This window comes from Streptomyces sp. 184, from assembly GCF_045781775.1.
In the GTDB taxonomy this organism is placed as follows: Bacteria; Actinomycetota; Actinomycetes; order Streptomycetales; family Streptomycetaceae; genus Streptomyces.
In genome coordinates this window covers 3,814,687-3,832,054 of record NZ_CP123230.1, presented here as the reverse complement: position 1 = coordinate 3,832,054, position 17,368 = coordinate 3,814,687, and the positions used below count along the sequence as shown (strand labels likewise).

13 protein-coding genes are annotated in these 17,368 nt (G+C 73.0%); 9 read left to right on the top strand and 4 right to left on the bottom strand.

The genetic code is table 11. The features are described 5' to 3' along the window. Positions 1 to 2: 2 nt before the first annotated feature. Positions 3 to 908, bottom strand: coding sequence for an SIS domain-containing protein (locus tag QBL21_RS16000; RefSeq protein WP_407562860.1), 906 nt, complete (start codon positions 906 to 908; stop codon positions 3 to 5). Further along, complete coding sequence (locus QBL21_RS15995) at positions 905 to 1,876, bottom strand: carbohydrate kinase family protein (protein ID WP_407562859.1); 972 nt, start codon at positions 1,874 to 1,876, stop codon at positions 905 to 907. Before QBL21_RS15995 ends, QBL21_RS16000 begins: the two co-directional genes overlap by 4 nt. On the opposite strand from QBL21_RS15995, the gene QBL21_RS15990 reads away from it, so the two are divergent. The 9 genes from QBL21_RS15990 (at position 1,875) to QBL21_RS15950 (ending at position 11,705) form a co-directional block, all read left to right on the top strand. Beyond that, positions 1,875 to 2,408 (top strand): hypothetical protein, encoded by a 534-nt coding sequence (locus QBL21_RS15990; protein WP_407562858.1) that lies wholly within the window; start codon positions 1,875 to 1,877, stop codon positions 2,406 to 2,408. The two genes, QBL21_RS15995 and QBL21_RS15990, sit on opposite strands and share 2 nt — an antisense overlap. A gap of 240 nt (positions 2,409 to 2,648) precedes the next feature. Further along, positions 2,649 to 3,944: an extracellular solute-binding protein gene (locus QBL21_RS15985; protein WP_407562857.1), complete on the top strand. Its 1,296-nt coding sequence runs from the start codon at positions 2,649 to 2,651 to the stop codon at positions 3,942 to 3,944. Between the two features lie 17 nt (positions 3,945 to 3,961). Beyond that, the gene (locus QBL21_RS15980; RefSeq protein ID WP_407562856.1) at positions 3,962 to 4,921 is read left to right on the top strand and encodes a carbohydrate ABC transporter permease; all 960 of its coding nucleotides are present in this window, start codon (positions 3,962 to 3,964) and stop codon (positions 4,919 to 4,921) included. Continuing rightward, positions 4,918 to 5,766 (top strand): carbohydrate ABC transporter permease, encoded by an 849-nt coding sequence (locus tag QBL21_RS15975; protein ID WP_407562855.1) that lies wholly within the window; start codon positions 4,918 to 4,920, stop codon positions 5,764 to 5,766. The genes QBL21_RS15980 and QBL21_RS15975 overlap by 4 nt, the downstream gene beginning before the upstream one ends. Further along, positions 5,766 to 6,773: a D-2-hydroxyacid dehydrogenase gene (locus QBL21_RS15970; RefSeq protein WP_407562854.1), complete on the top strand. Its 1,008-nt coding sequence runs from the start codon at positions 5,766 to 5,768 to the stop codon at positions 6,771 to 6,773. Before QBL21_RS15975 ends, QBL21_RS15970 begins: the two co-directional genes overlap by 1 nt. Next, positions 6,773 to 7,540 carry a DeoR/GlpR family DNA-binding transcription regulator gene (locus tag QBL21_RS15965; protein WP_407562853.1) on the top strand — a complete coding sequence of 256 codons (768 nt, stop codon included), beginning with the start codon at positions 6,773 to 6,775 and terminating at the stop codon, positions 7,538 to 7,540. The genes QBL21_RS15970 and QBL21_RS15965 overlap by 1 nt, the downstream gene beginning before the upstream one ends. A gap of 46 nt (positions 7,541 to 7,586) precedes the next feature. Further along, positions 7,587 to 8,948, top strand: coding sequence for a hypothetical protein (locus QBL21_RS15960; protein WP_407562852.1), 1,362 nt, complete (start codon positions 7,587 to 7,589; stop codon positions 8,946 to 8,948). Between the two features lie 46 nt (positions 8,949 to 8,994). Next, positions 8,995 to 10,641 (top strand): dihydroxy-acid dehydratase, encoded by a 1,647-nt coding sequence (gene ilvD, locus QBL21_RS15955; protein ID WP_407562851.1) that lies wholly within the window; start codon positions 8,995 to 8,997, stop codon positions 10,639 to 10,641. Positions 10,642 to 10,694: 53 nt separating this feature from the next. Further along, entirely contained in the window at positions 10,695 to 11,705 is a 1,011-nt protein-coding gene (locus QBL21_RS15950; RefSeq protein ID WP_407562850.1) for a hypothetical protein, read from the top strand. Between the two features lie 164 nt (positions 11,706 to 11,869). On the opposite strand, the gene QBL21_RS15945 is transcribed toward QBL21_RS15950, so the two are convergent. Together QBL21_RS15945 and QBL21_RS15940 are read right to left on the bottom strand one after the other, a co-directional pair. Continuing rightward, complete coding sequence (locus QBL21_RS15945; RefSeq protein ID WP_407562849.1) at positions 11,870 to 15,808, bottom strand: glycosyl hydrolase family 28-related protein; 3,939 nt, start codon at positions 15,806 to 15,808, stop codon at positions 11,870 to 11,872. A gap of 236 nt (positions 15,809 to 16,044) precedes the next feature. Then, complete coding sequence (locus QBL21_RS15940) at positions 16,045 to 17,193, bottom strand: ROK family transcriptional regulator (RefSeq protein WP_407566447.1); 1,149 nt, start codon at positions 17,191 to 17,193, stop codon at positions 16,045 to 16,047. Positions 17,194 to 17,368: the final 175 nt, after the last annotated feature.

Genomic DNA, 17,368 nt, shown 5'->3' with positions numbered 1-17,368 from the left:
GGTCAGTCCACCACCACGGACCGGGACAGGTGCGCGGGCGCGTCGCAGTCCAGGCCGCGGTGGCGGGCGTAGTCGACGGCGAGGCGGTGGACGCGGACGAGTTCGGCCTGCGGGTCGTCGCGGCTCACCCGGAGCGTGGCGCCGGTGGCGCCGACGGCGTCGCGTACGTCCTGCGGGAGGGGCGACAGCGCCCAGACCAGGCTGCGCGGGCCGGCGCATGCGATGGGGCCGTGGCGGTACTCCAGGGTGGCGTAGGACTCCGTCCACATCCGGGCGGCCTCGCGGCACTTCAGGGCCGCCTCCTCCGCCAGTCCGCGGGCCCAGCCCGAGCCGAGGAAGACCACGTGGTCGAAGTCCGCGGGCCGGAAGGCCGGCGGCTCGGCCAGCGCCGCCCGGGCGCGGGCGGGCAGTTCGGACACGTCGTCGCCGATGGAGGCGCGCAGCAGCGTCAGCGCGCTGGTGGCGTACCTGGTCTGGACGACGGACCGCTCGTCGGCGAAGTCCAGCGCCACGGTGTCGTGGACGGCCTCGGTGAGCGGGGAGCCCGGGGTGCCGGTGACGGCGATGGTCCGCGTGTGCTGTGACATCTCGCGCGCCACCCGCACCAGGTCGCTGGTGGTGCCGGAGCGGGAGAGCAGGACGACGGCGTCGTACGGGTCGCGGTCGTCCAGCTCGGTGGCGATGGCGGCGCGGGTGACGCCGTGGCCGAGCTGCTGCCGCCGGCGCGCGTAGGAGTCGAGGACGTAGTACGAGGTTCCGCAGCCGAGGCCGAGGACGCGGGCGCCTTCCTCGGGCAGTACGGCGCCGAGTTCGCCGGCGGCGTCGATCACGCGCTGCCAGATGCCGGGCTGGCTGGTCACCTCGCCCTCGGTGGTGCGGGCCAGTGGTGACTCGGTTGCGGTGCTCACGCTGTCTCGCTTCCATCTGCGGTGGTGGTGCCGACGGTCAGGGTGTGTGCGACCTCGCGGGCCCGGTCGGCGGTGGGCTGTGCGGCGGTGCCGCCGCGGCCCTGGGTCGACAGGGCGCCGCAGGCCGAGGCGGTGCGCAGCGCGGCGGTCAGGTCGCCGCCGGCGGCCAGGGTGGCGAGGAACCCGGCGTTGAAGGAGTCGCCGGCTCCGGTGGTCTCCAGCGGTTCGACGCGGGGCGCGTCGACGGTGCGGACGGTGCCGTCCGGGTGGTGCGCCAGCGCCCCGTCGCCGCCGCGCTTGACGACGGCGCAGGCGCCGCGTGCGGCGATGTCCGCCGCGGCCTGCCCGACCGTGTCGCGGCCTGTGATGCGCAGCGCCTCGGCCTCGTTGGGCAGGAGGTAGTCGAGGAGCGGCAGCAGTTCGGGCAGTCCGTGGGTGAACTGCCGGCCGGGGTCCCAGTTCGGGTCGACCGAGGTGGTGGCGCCGCGGTCGCGCACGGCGCGCAGCAGGCCGGGCAGGCCCGCCCACAGGTCGTACTGGAGGAAGTACGAGCTGACGTGTACGTGCCCCGCGGCGTTCCGGGCCCCGGGCGGGACGTCGTCGGCCGCCAGCCGGCCGATCTCGCCGGGGAAGGTGAGCGTGGAGCGGTCGCCGCCGGCGCCGAGCACGATGCTCATCCCGGTCCGCCGGCCGGGCCTGACCACGCAGTACCGTGTGTCCACCCCGCGCTCCCGGAGCCGTGCCAGCACGAATTCGCCGAGCCAGTCGTCGCCGACCACGCCGGCCATGGCGACGTGGGCCCCGAGCCGGGCCGCCCCGCAGGCGGTGATCGCCCCGGAGCTGCCGAGGACGATGCGGGCGTCGTCGACGATGTCCTCCACCTGCCCGAAGGCCGGCCGGACCGCGCCGCACGCGACGATGACGTCCGCGTTCAGCTCGCCCACCACGAGGAGATCGAAGTCAGTCATGCACACTCACGTTCTGGTCGTCGGAGGTACGGGGATCCTGGCCCCGGCCGTCGGTTCCTGTCTGCGGCGGGGCTGGCCGACGACGGTGGTGTCCCGCCGCCCGGCCGGCTCCGGTACGGCGCGGCCGGCCGCGCCGGCACACGTCGTCGCCGACGTCACGCGGCCCGCGGAGTTCGCCGGGGCGCTCGACCGCGCCGTCGCGGAACGGGGGCCGATCACGCTGGCGCTCGCCTATCAGCCGTTCGCGCCGGCGCAGAGCTGGCGGCTGCTGGCCGACCGCACGGCCGGCCTGCTGGTGGCCCTGCTGGTCAGTGCGCACGCCGCCGAGGACGGCCCGGCCGCGCCGCTCGCGGCGGGCCGGCAGGGGGGTGCCACCGTGGTTCACGTGCTGCTCGGCTGGCACCGGGACGCCGACGGCGTTCGCTGGCACACCCCGCAGGAGGTGTCCGCGGCCACGATCCGGGCGGTCGACGAGCGGGCCGGCCGGGTGCTCGGTGCCGTCCGCCCGTGGGAGGAACGGCCGGGGCGTTGAGTGGATTCGTGCTCCCACAGCAGCCTCCCCGGGCGGCCCCGCCGATCAATTCACGCACTCTTGAGCATCAACGCTCAAAATTGCCAACTCGCGCCAGTTAACGACGGCCGTTCACGCCTGTCAAGGGTCTACTGAGCGCAACCCGCACGGCCACCCTGAAGTTTCGTGCAAGTTATTGACGCATTCTGGAGGGCGCTGATAGGAACAGGCCAGGTCGGCTGGAGCCACAAGGAGGCACCCATGCTGCTCGACAGACGTCAGTTCCTGCGCACCACCGGTTCCGCCGCTCTCGGCGTCACCGTGGGCGGCACCCTCGCCGCCTGCGGATCGTCCTCGGGCGACGGCTCTCCGGGCACCCTGACCTTCTCGGTCTGGGGCTCCGACGCCGAGATCGCCGCCTTCAACACCCTCGCCCGCGCCTTCGAGAAGAAGAACGGCGAGGTGAAGGTCAAGGTGGAACAACTTCCCTTCGACCAGATGCGGCAGACCCTCGACGCCCGGCTCCAGTCGGAGCAGGGCCCCGACCTCTTCCGCGTCACCTACAACGACATCGGCCTGTACGCCTCCCAGGGCGTGCTGCTCGAACTCGGCTCCGCCGTCGGCGACCAGCGGGCCGCCTTCCTCGACGCGCTGTGGGCCGGCGTCCAGTACGAGGGCAAGCCGTACGGCATACCGCACCACACCGACACCACAGCGGTGGTGTTCAACAAGGACCACTTCGCGGCCGCCGGCATCACGGATGTGCCGCAGGCGCTGGACGAGGCGTGGAGCTGGGAGGAGTTCATCGAGGTCGCCGAGCGGCTCTCGGCGAAGACCGGGCAGCCCGCCTTCGGCGTCAACTGGCAGCAGGCCGGCGCCTTCCGGTGGTTCAACTGGCTGTGGCAGAACGGCGGCCGGGCCCTGTCCGACGACGGAAAGAGCTCCGTGCTCGACTCGCCGGAGGCGCGCAGCGCGCTCGCCTTCACCCGGTCGTTCTACGACGACGGGCTGATGCCCACGAACCTGATGCTGAAGACGAACACCAGCCCCGACCTGGTGTTCCCCTCGGGGAAGATCTCCATGGGCTTCGTCGGCGACTTCCTCCTGGCGGACCTCACGAAACGTACGACCGACTTCGACTTCGGCGTCACCTACCTGCCCCGCGGATCCGGCGGCGCCGCCGCGGACCTCGGCGGCAACGCGGTGGCCGTGACCACCCAGAGCGGCAACCCGGAGGCGGCGACGGCGTTCGCGTCCTTCCTCGCCGAGCCGGCGAACATGCAGGCGTTCTGCGAGAAGACCACGGTGCTGCCGGCCCGCAAGGAACTGGCCGACACCCGCCTGGACTTCGCCGTCCGGCCCGACCTCATGCCCACCTACCAGACGCAGGCCACCGCCATTCCGACCGACCTGGCCCGGCTCGTCACCCTGCCCGGCTTCGCGGCCGTCAACGACGCGCTCGTACAGCAGTTGGAGACCTTCTTCACCGGCGGCCAGTCAGCCGACGACGCGCTCGGCGCGCTGTCGGACGCACTCGACGAAGCACTCGCCGCCTGAGCCGGGAAGAGACGTCGATGGCACTGGCAAGCAGTCACACCCGGCCGGCACCGCCCCGGCCGGCGCCACCGCGCGCGCCCCGCAAGCGGCTGGGCACCCTGTCGTCGCCCGGCAGGCGGCGCGAGGCGCTCGCCGGCCTGGCCTTCGCCGCCCCCGCCCTGGCGGTCTTCGCGGTCTTCATGTTCTGGCCGCTGCTGCGGGTGTTCTGGCTGAGCATGCAGGAGACGAGCGGCTTCGGCATCACCGAGTGGGTGGGCCTGGGCAACTACCGGGAGATCCTGGACGACGAGGTCTTCTGGGAGGCCCTGCTCAACACGGCGCTGTACACCGTGGTGTCCGTACCGCTGTGCCTGGCGGCCGGACTGGGGGCCGCGCTGCTGCTCAACAAGCCCATGCCCGGACGCAGCCTCATCCGCGCCGTGCTCTACCTGCCCGCCGTCATCTCCGGCGTGAGCAGCGCCCTGGCGGCGGCGTGGATGTTCAACGCGGACCTCGGCATCGTCAACGCCGTGCTGGACGCCGTCGGCATCGGCCGGGTCGCCTGGCAGTCGGAGGGCGGCCCCGCCATGCTCTCCCTGATCATCGTGACCCTGTGGATCGGGCTCGGCTTCACCATGGTGGTCTACCTCGCGGCGCTCCAGGGCATCCCGCGCGAGCAGTACGAGGCGGCCCGCTGCGACGGCGCCGGGTGGTGGCAGACGCTCCGCTCGATCACGCTGCCGGCCCTCGCCCCGACCACGTTCTTCCTGCTGGTCATCGGGATCATCAACAGCTTCCAGGTCTTCGACATCGTCTACGTGATGACGGGCGGCGGCCCCGGGAACTCCACCACCATGCTGGTGACCTACGCGTACACCGCGGGCTTCGAGCAGCGGCAGCAGGGCTACGCGTCGGCGATCGGCGTGCTGCTGTACGTCATCGTGCTCGCCCTGACGCTGGTCCAGTGGCGCGTGAGCCGTCGCCGGGGGGCCGCATGAAAAGCCGTGCCCCCCTGACGATCCACGCGCGGGAGCGCCGCGTGCTGCGGGCCCGGCTGGCCCTGGCGGTCACGGCCGCGCTGGCCATGCTGTTCCCCGTCTACTGGATGGTGGTCACGTCCATCTCCACGCCCGCGGACGTGCGCGGCTCCCGCCTGCGGCTGTGGCCGACGTCGGTCAACTGGGCGAACTTCAGCGAGCCGTGGGGCAAGTTCCCGTACCCGACGTGGATCCTCAACTCGGTCGTCATCGCGGTGGCGGCGGTGTCGCTCACGGTCGTGATCAACCTGATGGCCGGCTACGCGTTCGCCAAGCTCCGGTTCCCGGGGCGCAACGTCCTCTTCCTCCTGATCCTCAGCACCCTCATGGTGCCCGTGCAGGTGGTCATGGTGCCGCAGTTCCATCTGGTGGTGGACTTCGGGCTGATCGGGTCCGACTGGGGCGTCATCCTGCCCCGGCTGGCGGAGGCGTTCGGGCTGTTCATGGCGCGCCAGTTCATGATGGCCGTCCCGGACGAGCTGATCGAGGCCGCCCAGGTCGACGGTGCGGGGCAGATACGGATCTTCACCCGGGTCGTGCTGCCGCTCTGCCGGCCCCTGATCGCCGTACTGGTGATCTTCACCTTCATGTGGCGGTGGAACGAGTTCGCCTGGCCGCTGATCGTGCTGAAGGATCCGGAGAGCTACACCCTCCAGGTGGGGTTGCTGTTCCTGAAGAATCAGTACGGCCACGACTACGGCGCGCTGATGGCGATGTCGCTGGTGTCGATGCTTCCGATGCTGGTGGTCTTCGCGCTCTTCCAGCGCCACTTCGTCGAGGGCATGGCCCGGTCCGGGATCAAGTGATGGGGAAAGACATGGTCGACATCTGCGTGACGCTGGACTTCGACGACGCCTGGCTCGCCGAGGTCGCAGCCGTCTCCCCCGAGGTGCACGTGCACAAGCACCTCGCCGCCTCCGCAGACGACCTGCCCCCCGATCTCCTGGCCCGGACGGACGTCCTCTATACGGGCACCGCCCTCCCCACGCGGGCGCAGGCGCCCCGGCTGCGGTGGGTCCAGTTGGACACCTCCGGCTGCGACCACGTCGTCGGCACCGACCTGTGGGCCTCCGGCACTCCCCTGACCACCATCGGCGGCGTCTCCCCCAGGCCGCTGGCCGAGTACGTACTGATGATGATCCTCGCGCACGCCCACCACCTGCCCGAGACCATCCGGCTCCAGCAGGACGCCCGCTGGCCCGACTTCCCCCACCGCTGGAACCGGCTGATGCCCCGCATGCTGCCGGGCGCGACCGTCGGCGTCGTCGGCTACGGCCGCATCGGCCGGGAGATCGGCAGGCTCGCCGCGGCGTTCGGGATGAACGTCGTCGGCCTGCGGCGCGGCGGCCCGCGCGCCGGGGAGCGCTACGGCGAGGAGGCCGCCGGCGACCCGGCGGCGCTGGTGGGCCCCGAGGGGCTGTACGACCTGCTTGCCGCCTCCGACTACGTCGTGCTCACCGTGCCGTACACCGACGGCACCCGGGACCTGCTCGACGCGGCGGCCTTCGCGAAGATGAAGCACGGTGCCATGCTGATCAACGCCGCCCGCGGCGGTGTGGTGGACGAGACCGCGCTGCTGGACGCGCTGCGCAGCGGCCAGGTGGGGCGCGCCGCGCTGGACGTCTTCGCGGAAGAGCCACTACCGCCTTCGCATCCGCTCTGGAAGGAGCCGAACGTTCTGGTGACTCCGCACATCGCCGGCTTTGCACCCGGCTACCACGAACAGGTGAAGGCCCTCTTCACCGAGAACGTACGACGGTTCCTCGCGGGCTCGCCCCTGGTGAACCTGGTGGACCGGAAGGCCGGGTACTGATGCTGGGTGAGAAGCGCAGGACCAGGCTCCTGGAGCACGTGCGCCGCAGCGGCTCCGTCGGGGTGGAGGAGCTGGCCGAGGCGCTCGGCGTCAGCACCTCGACGGTACGGCGCGACCTGGACGAGATGGACGAGCGCGGCCTGCTGCGGCGCGTGCACGGCGGCGCGCTGGCGCTGGACGCCCCGGAACCGGAGGAGAACGCGGTCACCGAGCGGGCCGTGCGCAACCTCGACGACAAGCACCGCATCGCGGCCGCGGCCGTCGGCCTGATAGACCCGGGCAGCACGATCCTGCTCACCGGCGGTTCGACCACCGCGCAGATGGTGCCCCACCTGGCCGACGTCCCCGGCATCACCGTGGTCACCAACTCGGTCGCGATCGCGCACGCCGTCGGCACGGCCTCCGACTCCGTGCAGGTCCTGGTGCTGGGCGGGCTGCTGCGCAACGTGGAGCTGTCCCTCCTCGGGCACCTCACCACCCAGGCCCTCGCCGAGGTGCACGTCGACATGGCCTTCCTCAGCGCCTTCGGCGTCGACCCCGGCTACGGGATCCTCGGCGCCCACCTGGCCGAGGCCGAGACCGACCGCAACCTCGTCGCCGCCGCCCAGCGCCTCGTCGTCCTGGCCGACCACAGCAAGTTCAGCCAGCGCAGCGCCGTGCGGATCGCCCCCAACTCCCGTATCGACACGCTCGTCACCGACCAGGAAGCACCCGTCGACGCGCTGACGGCACTGCGCGAGCGGGACATCACCGTCATCCAGGCGTGACCGCGCCCGCTACCGACTTCCGCACCAGACAAGGAGCACACCGGCAATGCGAGACGCCCGCGTCCTCGTGCTGATCGGCGCAGGCAGCGCCGTCTTCACCCGCGGCCTGCTGGCCGACCTCATCTCCGCCGACGACCTCGGCGCGTGGCAGATACGCCTCGTCGACGTCGACGACGAGGCGCTGTCCGTGGCCGCGCGCCTCGCCGACCAGATGGTCCGGGCCCGCGGCTGCGAGGAGCGGATCAGCGTACGCGCCACCACCGACCGGCGCGAGGTGCTCCCCGGCGCCGACTTCGTCGTCACGTGCGTGGGCGTCGGCGGGCGGCCCGCCTGGCAGCAGGACCACGAGATCTGCATGACGCACGGCGTCTTCCAGCCCGTCGGGGACTCCGTGATGCCCGGCGGCATCTCCCGGCTGCTGCGCACCGTGCCGGTCATGGTGGACATCGCGCGGGACGTCGCGGAACTGGCCCCCGACGCGCACTTCTTCAACTACAGCAACCCCATGACGGCCAACGTGGGCGCCATGACCCGGTACGGCGGCGCGGAGGTCGTCGGGCTGTGCCACGGCATGCACCACGTGCAGCGCGAGCTGGCGGCCTTCGCCCGCCTGCCCTTCGCCGAGACCTCCACGCTGTACGCCGGCATCAACCACCTGACGTTCATCTACGACTTCCGGCACCGCGGCGAGGACGCCTGGCCCCTGGTGCGTGCGCGCATGGAGCGCGAGCTGGCGGAGCCCTGCGACCCCGCCGACATCGGATCCATCTGGGAGAACGGCAAGGCATGGCACAACCCCTTCTCCTGGGAGATCTTCCGCAGGTACGGGGCCTATCCGGCGGCGAACGACCGGCACGTGGTCGAGTTCTTCCCCGAACGCTGGGCGAGCGGCGACTACTACGGCAAGAAGCTCGGCGTGGACGCCTTCTCGGTGCCCGAGATCCTCGACTGGGGCGAGAACCGGTACCTGGGGATGAAGGACCAGGCCGAGGGAAGGGTGCCGCTGGACGAGTCGGTCTTCGACCGGTCGACGGGCGAGCAGGAGCAGTTGGTCGCCATCATCCGCTCGATCACCTTCGACCGGCGCGAGATGTTCTCCGTGAACGTGCCCCACCGCGGCGCCGTCCCGGGGCTGCCGCACGCCGCCGCCCTGGAGATCCCGGGCGTGGCCACCGCCCGCGGGCTGCGGCCGGTCTCCGTACCCGACCTGTCCGCGCCGCTGACGGCGATCCTCGCGCGCCGGCTGGCCTCCGTCGAGCTGGCCGTGGAGGCCGCGATGACCGGCAGCCGCGACCTGGCCGTGGAGGCGGTGCTCGCGGACGGGGCCGTGACCGGCCCGGACGCCGCGGCGGACCTCACCGACGCCCTCATCGCCGCGCAGCAGCGGTTCCTGCCGCAGTTCACCTGACCCGCGCACCCCGCCGACCCCCGCACCGCCCAGAGAAGGAACGGCCGTGAGCATCGCCGACGATCCCACCCGCGCACCCGCGCGCTCCCACCTGTACGCGATGGGCCTGACCGACGACGAGATGCGCCGCCCGGTCGTGGGCATCGCCTCCACGTGGACGGGCACCATGCCCTGCAACCTCACCCACCGCACGCTCGCCGGGCACGTCGCCCGGGGCGTCGAGCGCGCCGGCGGCACCCCGATGGAGTTCAACACCATCGCGGTCTCCGACAACCTCACCATGGGCACGCCCGGCATGCGCGCGTCGCTGGTCAGCCGCGAGCTGATCGCCGACTCCATCGAACTGATGGGGCGCGCCCACCGGTTCGACGCGATGGTCTGCATCGTCGGCTGCGACAAGACCGTGCCCGCCGCCCTCATGGCCCTGGCCAGGCTCGACATCCCCACCGTGGTCCTCTACAGCGGCACCATGATGCCCGGCCGCTGGCGCGGGCGCGACGTGACCATCCAGGACATGTGGGAGGCCCTGGGCGAGCGGGCCGTGGGCCGGATGAGCCAGGAGGACGTGGACGACCTCGCCCGGCACGCCTGCCCGGGCGCCGGCACCTGCGCCGCCCAGTACACCGCCAACACCATGGGCTCCGTCGCCGACTTCCTCGGCCTCGCCCCGTTCGGCGTCGGCGACATCCCGGCGGTGGCCGACGAGAAGAGCGGTGCCGCCGAGGCCGTAGGCGAGGTGGCGATGCGCGCGTACGCCGCCGACGCGCGCCCGTCGCGCATCCTCACGGCCGACGCCCTGCACAACGCGCTGGTCTCGGTCGCCGCCATGGGCGGCTCGACGAACGCCGTGCTCCACATGCTGGCCATCGCCCGGGAGGCGGGGCTGCCGCTGCGCATCGACGAGATCGGCGAGGTCTGCCGGCAGGTGCCGATCGTCACCGCCCTCAAGCCCAGCGGCCCGCACACCGCACTCGACCTCTGGCGCGCCGGCGGCACCTCCCTGGTCGCCCGGCGGCTGCTGGAGGCCGGACTGCTCCGCGAGGACGTCGTCATGGTCGACGGCAGATCGCTGCGGCAGGTCGCCGCGGACGCCGTGGAAGCACCCGGCCAGCGCGTGGTCGCCGACGTCTTCGAGCCGGCGAAGCCCGCGGGGGCGCTGGCGATCCTGAGGGGCACGCTCGCGCCGGACGGCTGCGTGCTCAAGCTCGGCGGCCGGGCGGACTTCCGCCGCGAAGGACCCGCACGGGTCTACGACTCCGAGGAGTCCTGCTTCGACGCCATCCAGGCGGGTGCCGTCACCCAGGGAGACGTGGTCGTCGTCCGCTACGAGGGGCCGGCCGGCGGTCCGGGCATGCGCGAGATGCTCTCCATCACCGGCGCACTGGTCGGCCGGGGCCTCGGCGACTCCGTCACGCTGGTCACCGACGGCCGGTTCAGCGGTGTCTCGCACGGCCTGGTCATCGGCCACGTGGCGCCCGAGGCACACCACGGCGGGCCGATCGCCCTGGTACGGGACGGGGACACCGTCGCCGTCGACACGTCGGCCGGCACGCTCGACCTCCTCGTCGCCGACGACGAACTGGCGGAGCGGCGACGCGCCTGGCGGCGGCCGGAACGGCCGGTGGAGCGGGGCGTGCTCGCGAAGTACGCCGCGACCGTCGGCTCCGCCTCGGACGGTGCCGTGACCGTCTGAGCGGCCGCCGGCTCCCCGGCCCGTCCGCCACCTTCGAGACGAAGGACCGCACCATGTCCCACCCCGCCGCCGGGTCCGCACCCGCACCCCTGACCGACGTCGCCTTCCCGAAGCTGCTGGGCGCTCCCGGCCTCGCCCAGGGCCGCTACGGCGAGCGCGGCAACTTCGAACTCGTCGCTCCCGACCCCGACGACGGGCTGTGGGTGTTCTGGCACAACAACGACCTCCCCGTCCCCGGTGCCGCGACCGTGCCAGGCCCGCCGCCCGGCCGGTGGAGCGGCGGCCTGCACTTCGCCCGGGGCCACCGCTTCGACTCCGTATGCGTCCTCCAGAGCCGCAACGGGCCGGACCACCTGGAGCTGCTCGCCCGGGAGAGCACCGTGGTGCACCGGTTCAGGTGGAGCCCGGCGCCGGCCTTCACCCACGAGGGCGAACTGCCGGTGCGGGCGGGCGGAGCGCCCGCCCTCGCCGAGACACCGGACGGCACGCTGCACGCGCTGGTGCCGCTGCCGGACGGCGGGGCCACCTGGCTGACGGCCCGGCCGGACACCTACCCGGCCCTCGACTGGCAGCGGCGGCAACCCCGGCCGTTCGCGGAGGCCGAGCGGGTCCTGACGGCCGCCGCCGGGACCGGCGGACCGTATACGGACTCGCCCGTCGGCGTTCTCGGCACCGCGGACGGGCGGCTGCTGCTCTGCGCGGCGGACGGACCGTCCGCCCGCCCGCTCCCGGGCGAGGCGACCGCCGGCCACGTCGCAACGCTGGCGGACGACGACGGCGTCCGCTGCTTCACCACCGGCCCCGGCCCCGTGCTGCGGGTCAGTTCCTCCACCGGCCGGTCGTGGCCCGACGTGCCGCTGCCGGGCTCCGGGGCCGTGGGCGGCATCGCGGTCACCTGGGCGTCGTTCGACCGCCATCGCACCGACGTGGCCGTCCAGCGCGGCCACGAGATCCTCCACCTCACCCGGACGGCGGGCCCGGACGGCGCCTGGCAGGTCACGACCGCCCGGTCCCGGGTACTGCCGGGCCCCGGCATCCCGCCCGGCGTCCACCGCCGGTCCTGACGGCACCACCCGCCGCGGCGCCGACGGCCGCCACCGAGGACCGCCCCGCGGGAAGTCCGTACGGGCAGCATCGTGCCGGGTTCCGGCGGTGATCCGACCCGCCGGGGCCGCGGGGCGTACGGGCCGGCGCTGCGCCCGTACGCCCCGCGGCCGTTCGCCTCCCGTCAGGCGGGATCCGCCTCGAACCGGGCCGTCACCGTCAGGTCCTCGGAGACGGCCAGTTCGAGTTCTGGCTCCCGCCCGCCGGCCGGTTCGCCGTTCACCGTCCAGCCGGCGAAGCGGTGTCCCCCGGCCGGCTTCGCCGTGAAGGTGACCGTGCTGCCCTTCTCGTAGGTGCCGGGCTCCGTTTCGTAGCCGCCGACGGCCACCGTGCCGCCGGACGCCGGTTCGGCCGACGCGCTCACCTTCTGCTGGGCCATGTTGATGGCCATCACGTTGACGAGCCGGGCCGGGCCGCTGAGCGTGGCGCCGTTGTAGCGCAGCACGTTCACCGCGGTCACGTCGCTGTCCGCCCCGGCCCTGACGGTGTGTCCGTCCGCGCCGAGGTTGTCCGTGCCCAGGTTGAACGCCGTGGCCTCGCCGGACTCGACGGCCAGGCCGTCGTGGAAGCCGTAGCCGAAGACGTTCAGGAGGGTGAGGTCCTCGGCGCCGTCGACCGTGACGATCTGCGCCTGCTTGCGCATCGGGTCGTCGATCACCTGCGGGAAGACGTCGCTCTCCTGCGACCAGTCGGGCAGCGCGTAGCCGATCCGGCTGGTCGCGTTGCCGTTGGAGAGCACGCCCTCGATACGGCCGCCCCTGCTCTCGCCGACCGCGATGCCGTGGCTGAAGTAGGCGCCGGCAAGCTTGCGGACGGTGAAGCCGTCGTTGGCGTGGGTGGCCATGTCGATGGCGTTCCAGGAGTTCGGCAGGCCGATGTCCATCGTGTACGTGCCGGTGCCGTTGCCGCGGATCGTGTACGGGTACGGCGTGAGGCCGCCCTCCTGCGCCGGGTTGTTCTCCGGGTAGAAGACCCGCAGCCCGCGTACGCCGGCGCCCTTGCCGTTCAGCGTGATCAGTGCGGTGGCGGTGTCGGGCCGGTCGGTGCCGCGGCCCTCGTACGCCATCAGGACGGTGCCGGCGCTGGCGCCGGCCAGGTCCCGGTTGGGCACCGCCGACGCGCCGCGCAGTTCGACGCCCGCGGGGACCTTGACGTGCCCCTCGACGCGGTACCAGCCCGCGGGCAGGTAGACGATGCCGCCGCCCGCCGCTCCTGCGCGGTCGAGCGCCCGCTGGATGGCGGCCGTCGCGTCCTCCTCCGGCATGATCCCGTTCGTGCCCCGGCCCTTCACCACGTGGAGGGCGGCGCGGGCGGGCCTGGGCAGCGGCCGCGGCTCGTAGCGGGGGGCCTTGCCGGCGAGCCGGTGGACGATGCCGTCGGTCGCGCCGCTCAGCCGGGTGTCGGTGAGCTTCACGTACGCCTGGGCGTCGTTGTCGACGGCGTACTCGCTGCCCTGAAGGGTGCTGGAGGCGAAGGACGTGCCCCAGCGGGAGTCGAACTCCTCGGCCTTGAGCGCCACGTCGGTGCGGCGTACGTCGGCCTCGACGAAGCTGCCGGTGAACGAGGCGCGCTGACCGGGCACGATGCGGATGCCGGTGCGGAAGTCGGCGAGGCTGATCCGGTAGAACTGGTCCCACTCCAGGTCGCCCAGGACCAGCCCGGTGCCCTCCGCGCGGGTGTACGCGTCCAGCGCGGAGCGCTCCGGCGGCCGGTAGGCGCGCGGGGCGTCGGCCCAGTAGGAGTTGGAGAGCGTGATGTTCTCCCATGTGCCGACGTCCGCGCCGTTGTACGCGCGCACGCCCTCCGCGAGCACCGTGCCCTTGATGTTGCGCAGCGTGGCCGACTCGTGGACCTGCCCGGAACCGGGGCTCTGGCCGCGGTCGTTGCGCAGGGTGCTGATGCCGATGCCCTTGTACGAGTTGAGCATCGTCACGTCGGAGACCGTGCTCATCATGTAGTTCTGCTCGCCGCTCCAGGCCCGGCCCGGGATCTCGAAGGTGTAGCCGTACGGGACCGGGTCGGCGGCGCTCTGCTCGGGGTAGTACGTGGTGAGCCCGACGACCCCGGCGCTGCCGCCGACGCGCACCAGCGGCGGTCCGTCCTCGCCCGGGGGCAGGTCGGCAAAGAGCACGGTGCCGTAGTCGTCTCGGCCGCGGTCCGGGTCGCGGTGGTCGCCGCGCAGGGTGCAGAAGGAGTGGATCTCCAGGGTGTCGGTGATCCGGTACGTGCCCGCGGGCAGCCACACCGTGCCGCCGCCGGCGTCCTGGCAGGCGTAGAGCGCCTGCTGGATCGCCCCGGTGGCGTCCTTCCGGCCCGAGGGGTCGGCTCCGTAGCGAGCGGCGTCGAAGTCGGCGACGACGGGCGACTCGGCCGGGTGGCGGGTCTGGACCAGCTTCGGCCTGCCCGTGACGGCGGCCTCGTGCCGGATGCCCAGCTCGCCGACGCCGAACGAGGTGCCGCCCTTGGCGTACCCGGTCAGCGACAGCCGCAGATAGCGGGTGGTCACGGTGTCGAAGCGGGTGCGGTACTCCTTGTCGTCGCCGCCGCCCGCGGTGGCGACGGTCGTGAAGTCCTCGCCGTCCCGGGAGACCTGGATGTCGTAGTGGGAGGCGTAGCGGGTGTTGAAGTGGACGCGTACGTCGTTGACGGGGCGGGCGCGGCCGAGGTCGGCCTGGAGCCATTCGCCCGCGCCCTCGTCACCGCTGGTCCAGGCGGTCCCGGTGTCCTCGTCGGCGGCGTTGGCGGCGGTGTCGGAGGCGGTGCTCGCCGTGAGGGTGGCACCGTGGGCGAGGTCGGTGTCGACGGCGGATTCCAGGAAGTCCCGCAGCGCCGCGTCGAGGGTGTGCAGCGCCGCGCGCAGCTCCTCCTCGGTGGCCTGCCCGTCGTCGGCCGTCCTGCGGGCGGCTTCGATCGCCGCGGCCAGCTCGCTCTTCGCGCCGGCCGGGTACTGGCCGTCTCTGCTGCCTTCGCGGGCCGCGCCCACCTTCAGCCCGGCCAGGTCGATGAGGTTCTCCAGGCCCTGGGCCGGCTGGAGTTCGCCCGGTGCCACGGCGACGCGGACCGCGGCCACCTTCAGCTCGGCGGCGGAGTCGCCCGTGTGGATCCGGAGGTCGGCGCCGTTGGCGCGGTTGGTGAGGATCGCGTCGCCGAGGGCGAAGGTGTGGGTCTTCCAGGTGCCGGAGTCGCCGTAGGAGAAGGTCTCGGTGGGCTTGAACCGGTCGGGGAGCGTGTCGCCCGGCGAGTCGTAGTGCAGGCCGATCGCGCCGTTGCCCCGGTCGAAGTAGTCGATGCTGACGAACACGGTGTCGCGGGTGTCGTACAGGTAGGTGTCGGCGACGTTCATGTAGAAGAAGCCCACCTCGGACCCCGGGGTGCTCCGGTCCGTCTGCCAGTAGCCGCGGCCGTCCTGTACGCCGGTGACCAGTCCGGTGGCCGCGTCTCCGGGGCGTGCGGCGATGCCGTCGGTGAGCGGGGCGGCGCCGAGTTCGACGGACGCGCCGGCCGAGCCCACGCGGATCGCGGCGACGGTGAGGTCCCGCGCCGCGTCGCCGTGGCGTGCGGCCAGGCGCAGCACGTCCTTGCCGTCGGCGAGGTCGGCGCCGGTCAGCGCGAAGGCGCCGGACTTCCAGGTGTCGGTGCCGGTGAAGGCGAGGGCGGTGTCGGTGCCGTCCGCGCCCTGGCGCAGCGTCAGCTCGCCATCGCCGGCGTCCCGGTAGGTGACGCTGACGACGAGGTCGTCGGAGGGCAGTTGCCGTACGTACTCGTCGTCGAGGTCGAAGGTGAGGTAGGAGGTGCCCGCGGCGGTGTCGGTCCGCCAGTAGGGCCTGCCGTCGAGTTCGCCGGTGCGCAGCCCGGCGGCGTCGGGACCGGCCTCGGCGGCCAGGCCCAGCGTCTCGGAGGCGGGGCCGAGGTCGGCGCCGACCCCGGTCGGGTACATCGGCGCGGGTGCGGCGGCCGCCGCGAGCGGCGGCGGTGACGTCAGGGTGAGTGCGGCCAGCGACGCCGCCAGCAGAACTGCTGCGCGGCCGAAGGCTCTTCGCCGGACGAGCGGTGCTTTGCTCATGGGGATCCTTGTCATGCCGCGGGGCTCGGCCCGAAGTCCGTTTATCTATCGGATGGATAAACTAGAAGTGGACACCGGAAGGGTCAAGGCATCTCACGCGAGGCAGGGTTGGCCCGCGCGCGGACACTTCACCGGTTTTCCGCTGCTTTTGGTGCCGGTGCGGTCCCCGGCGGCGCGGCAGCCTGGTGCCCGTTCGTCAAGACGATGGGGGAAGTGCCGCGCCGGCGGCGGGGCGTTCAGCCGAGCAGCAGGGTCCTGGGCTGGGCGGACAGGGCGCTGTCGAGCACCAGCGAGGCCGCGCCGATCGCCGCCACGTTCTCCCCCAGCGTGGTCGACGCCACCGTCGTGCGGTGGGCGGGCCGTACGAACGGGCTGCTCGCCACCATCGGCTCGATGGTGGCGAGCAGCCGGCTGCCCAGCAGTTGCCAGACCGGGCCGCCGAAGACGACCCTGTCGGCGTCCAGGAGCGTGGCCGTCGCGCAGACCCCGCGGCCGATGCGGACCGCCAGCCGGTCGATGAGGCCGGCCGCCCGCCGGTCCCCGGCGCCCGCCAGCTCCGCCAGCCGCTCCAGGCCGCCCTGCGCGTCGGCGGGGTCCAGCACCGTGTACTCCGTACCCAGCACGCCCAGCGCGATGGCCTCGTCGACGAGCGTACGCACAGAGAAGCCGGCGCCCAGCCCGCCGACCTCGCCCGCGTTGCCGGAGGCGCCGCGCAGCACGGTGTCCTCGACCACCAGGCCCATGCCCGAGCCGGTGCCGAGGTAGAAGAAGACCAGATTGCGGCTGTCGGAGGCGGCGCCCGCCCAGCGCTCGGCGACGACCGCGGCGGTCACGTCCTTGTCCAGCAGCGCCGGGAAGCCGGTCGCCTCGCTCAGCCGGTCGCGGAGCGGGTAGCGGCCCCAGCCCGGCAGCTCCGGCGGGTCCACCACCCACCCGGCGGCGGCGTCGATGGGCCCCGGCGCGGCGATGCCCAGCCCCAGCACCCGGTCGGCGCCTGCCCCCGACTCGGCCACGAGGGCGGACACCGACGCCGCCATGCCGGCGGCGATCCGGTCGGTGTCACCGCCGCTGGGGGTCCGGCGGCTCTGCTGGGCCACGACGGTGCCCAGGAGGTCGACCAGCACGGTGGTGATCACGGCCGGGTCGAGGTGGACCCCGAGTGCGTAGCGGGAGGTCGGCACGATCTGGAGCAGCGTACGGGGCTTCCCGCTGCCGGTGTTCAGCTTGCCGGCCTCGCGCGCGACGCCCTGGTCCATCAGCCGGCGCGTGATGTTGGAAACGGTCTGCGGCGACAGCCCGGTGGCCCGGGCGAGCTCCACCCGGCTCAGGCCGTCCGCGTGCCGGCGGATGGCGTCCAGGACCACGCTCTCGTTGAAGTCCGCCATCCGCGGCAGGTTGGTGCCGCGCCGGATCGCGGGCTTCTCCGTGCTCCCCGTGTTCGCCGTCGTCACCGTGCCTCCCCCGGCCTCGGAGCCATCGTAAGCCGGGGGCGGGCGGACGGGTCTGCCGATGCCCCCCTAGTCGGTGAGCCGGGACCGTGTCGTCGAAGGCGGTGTCCCG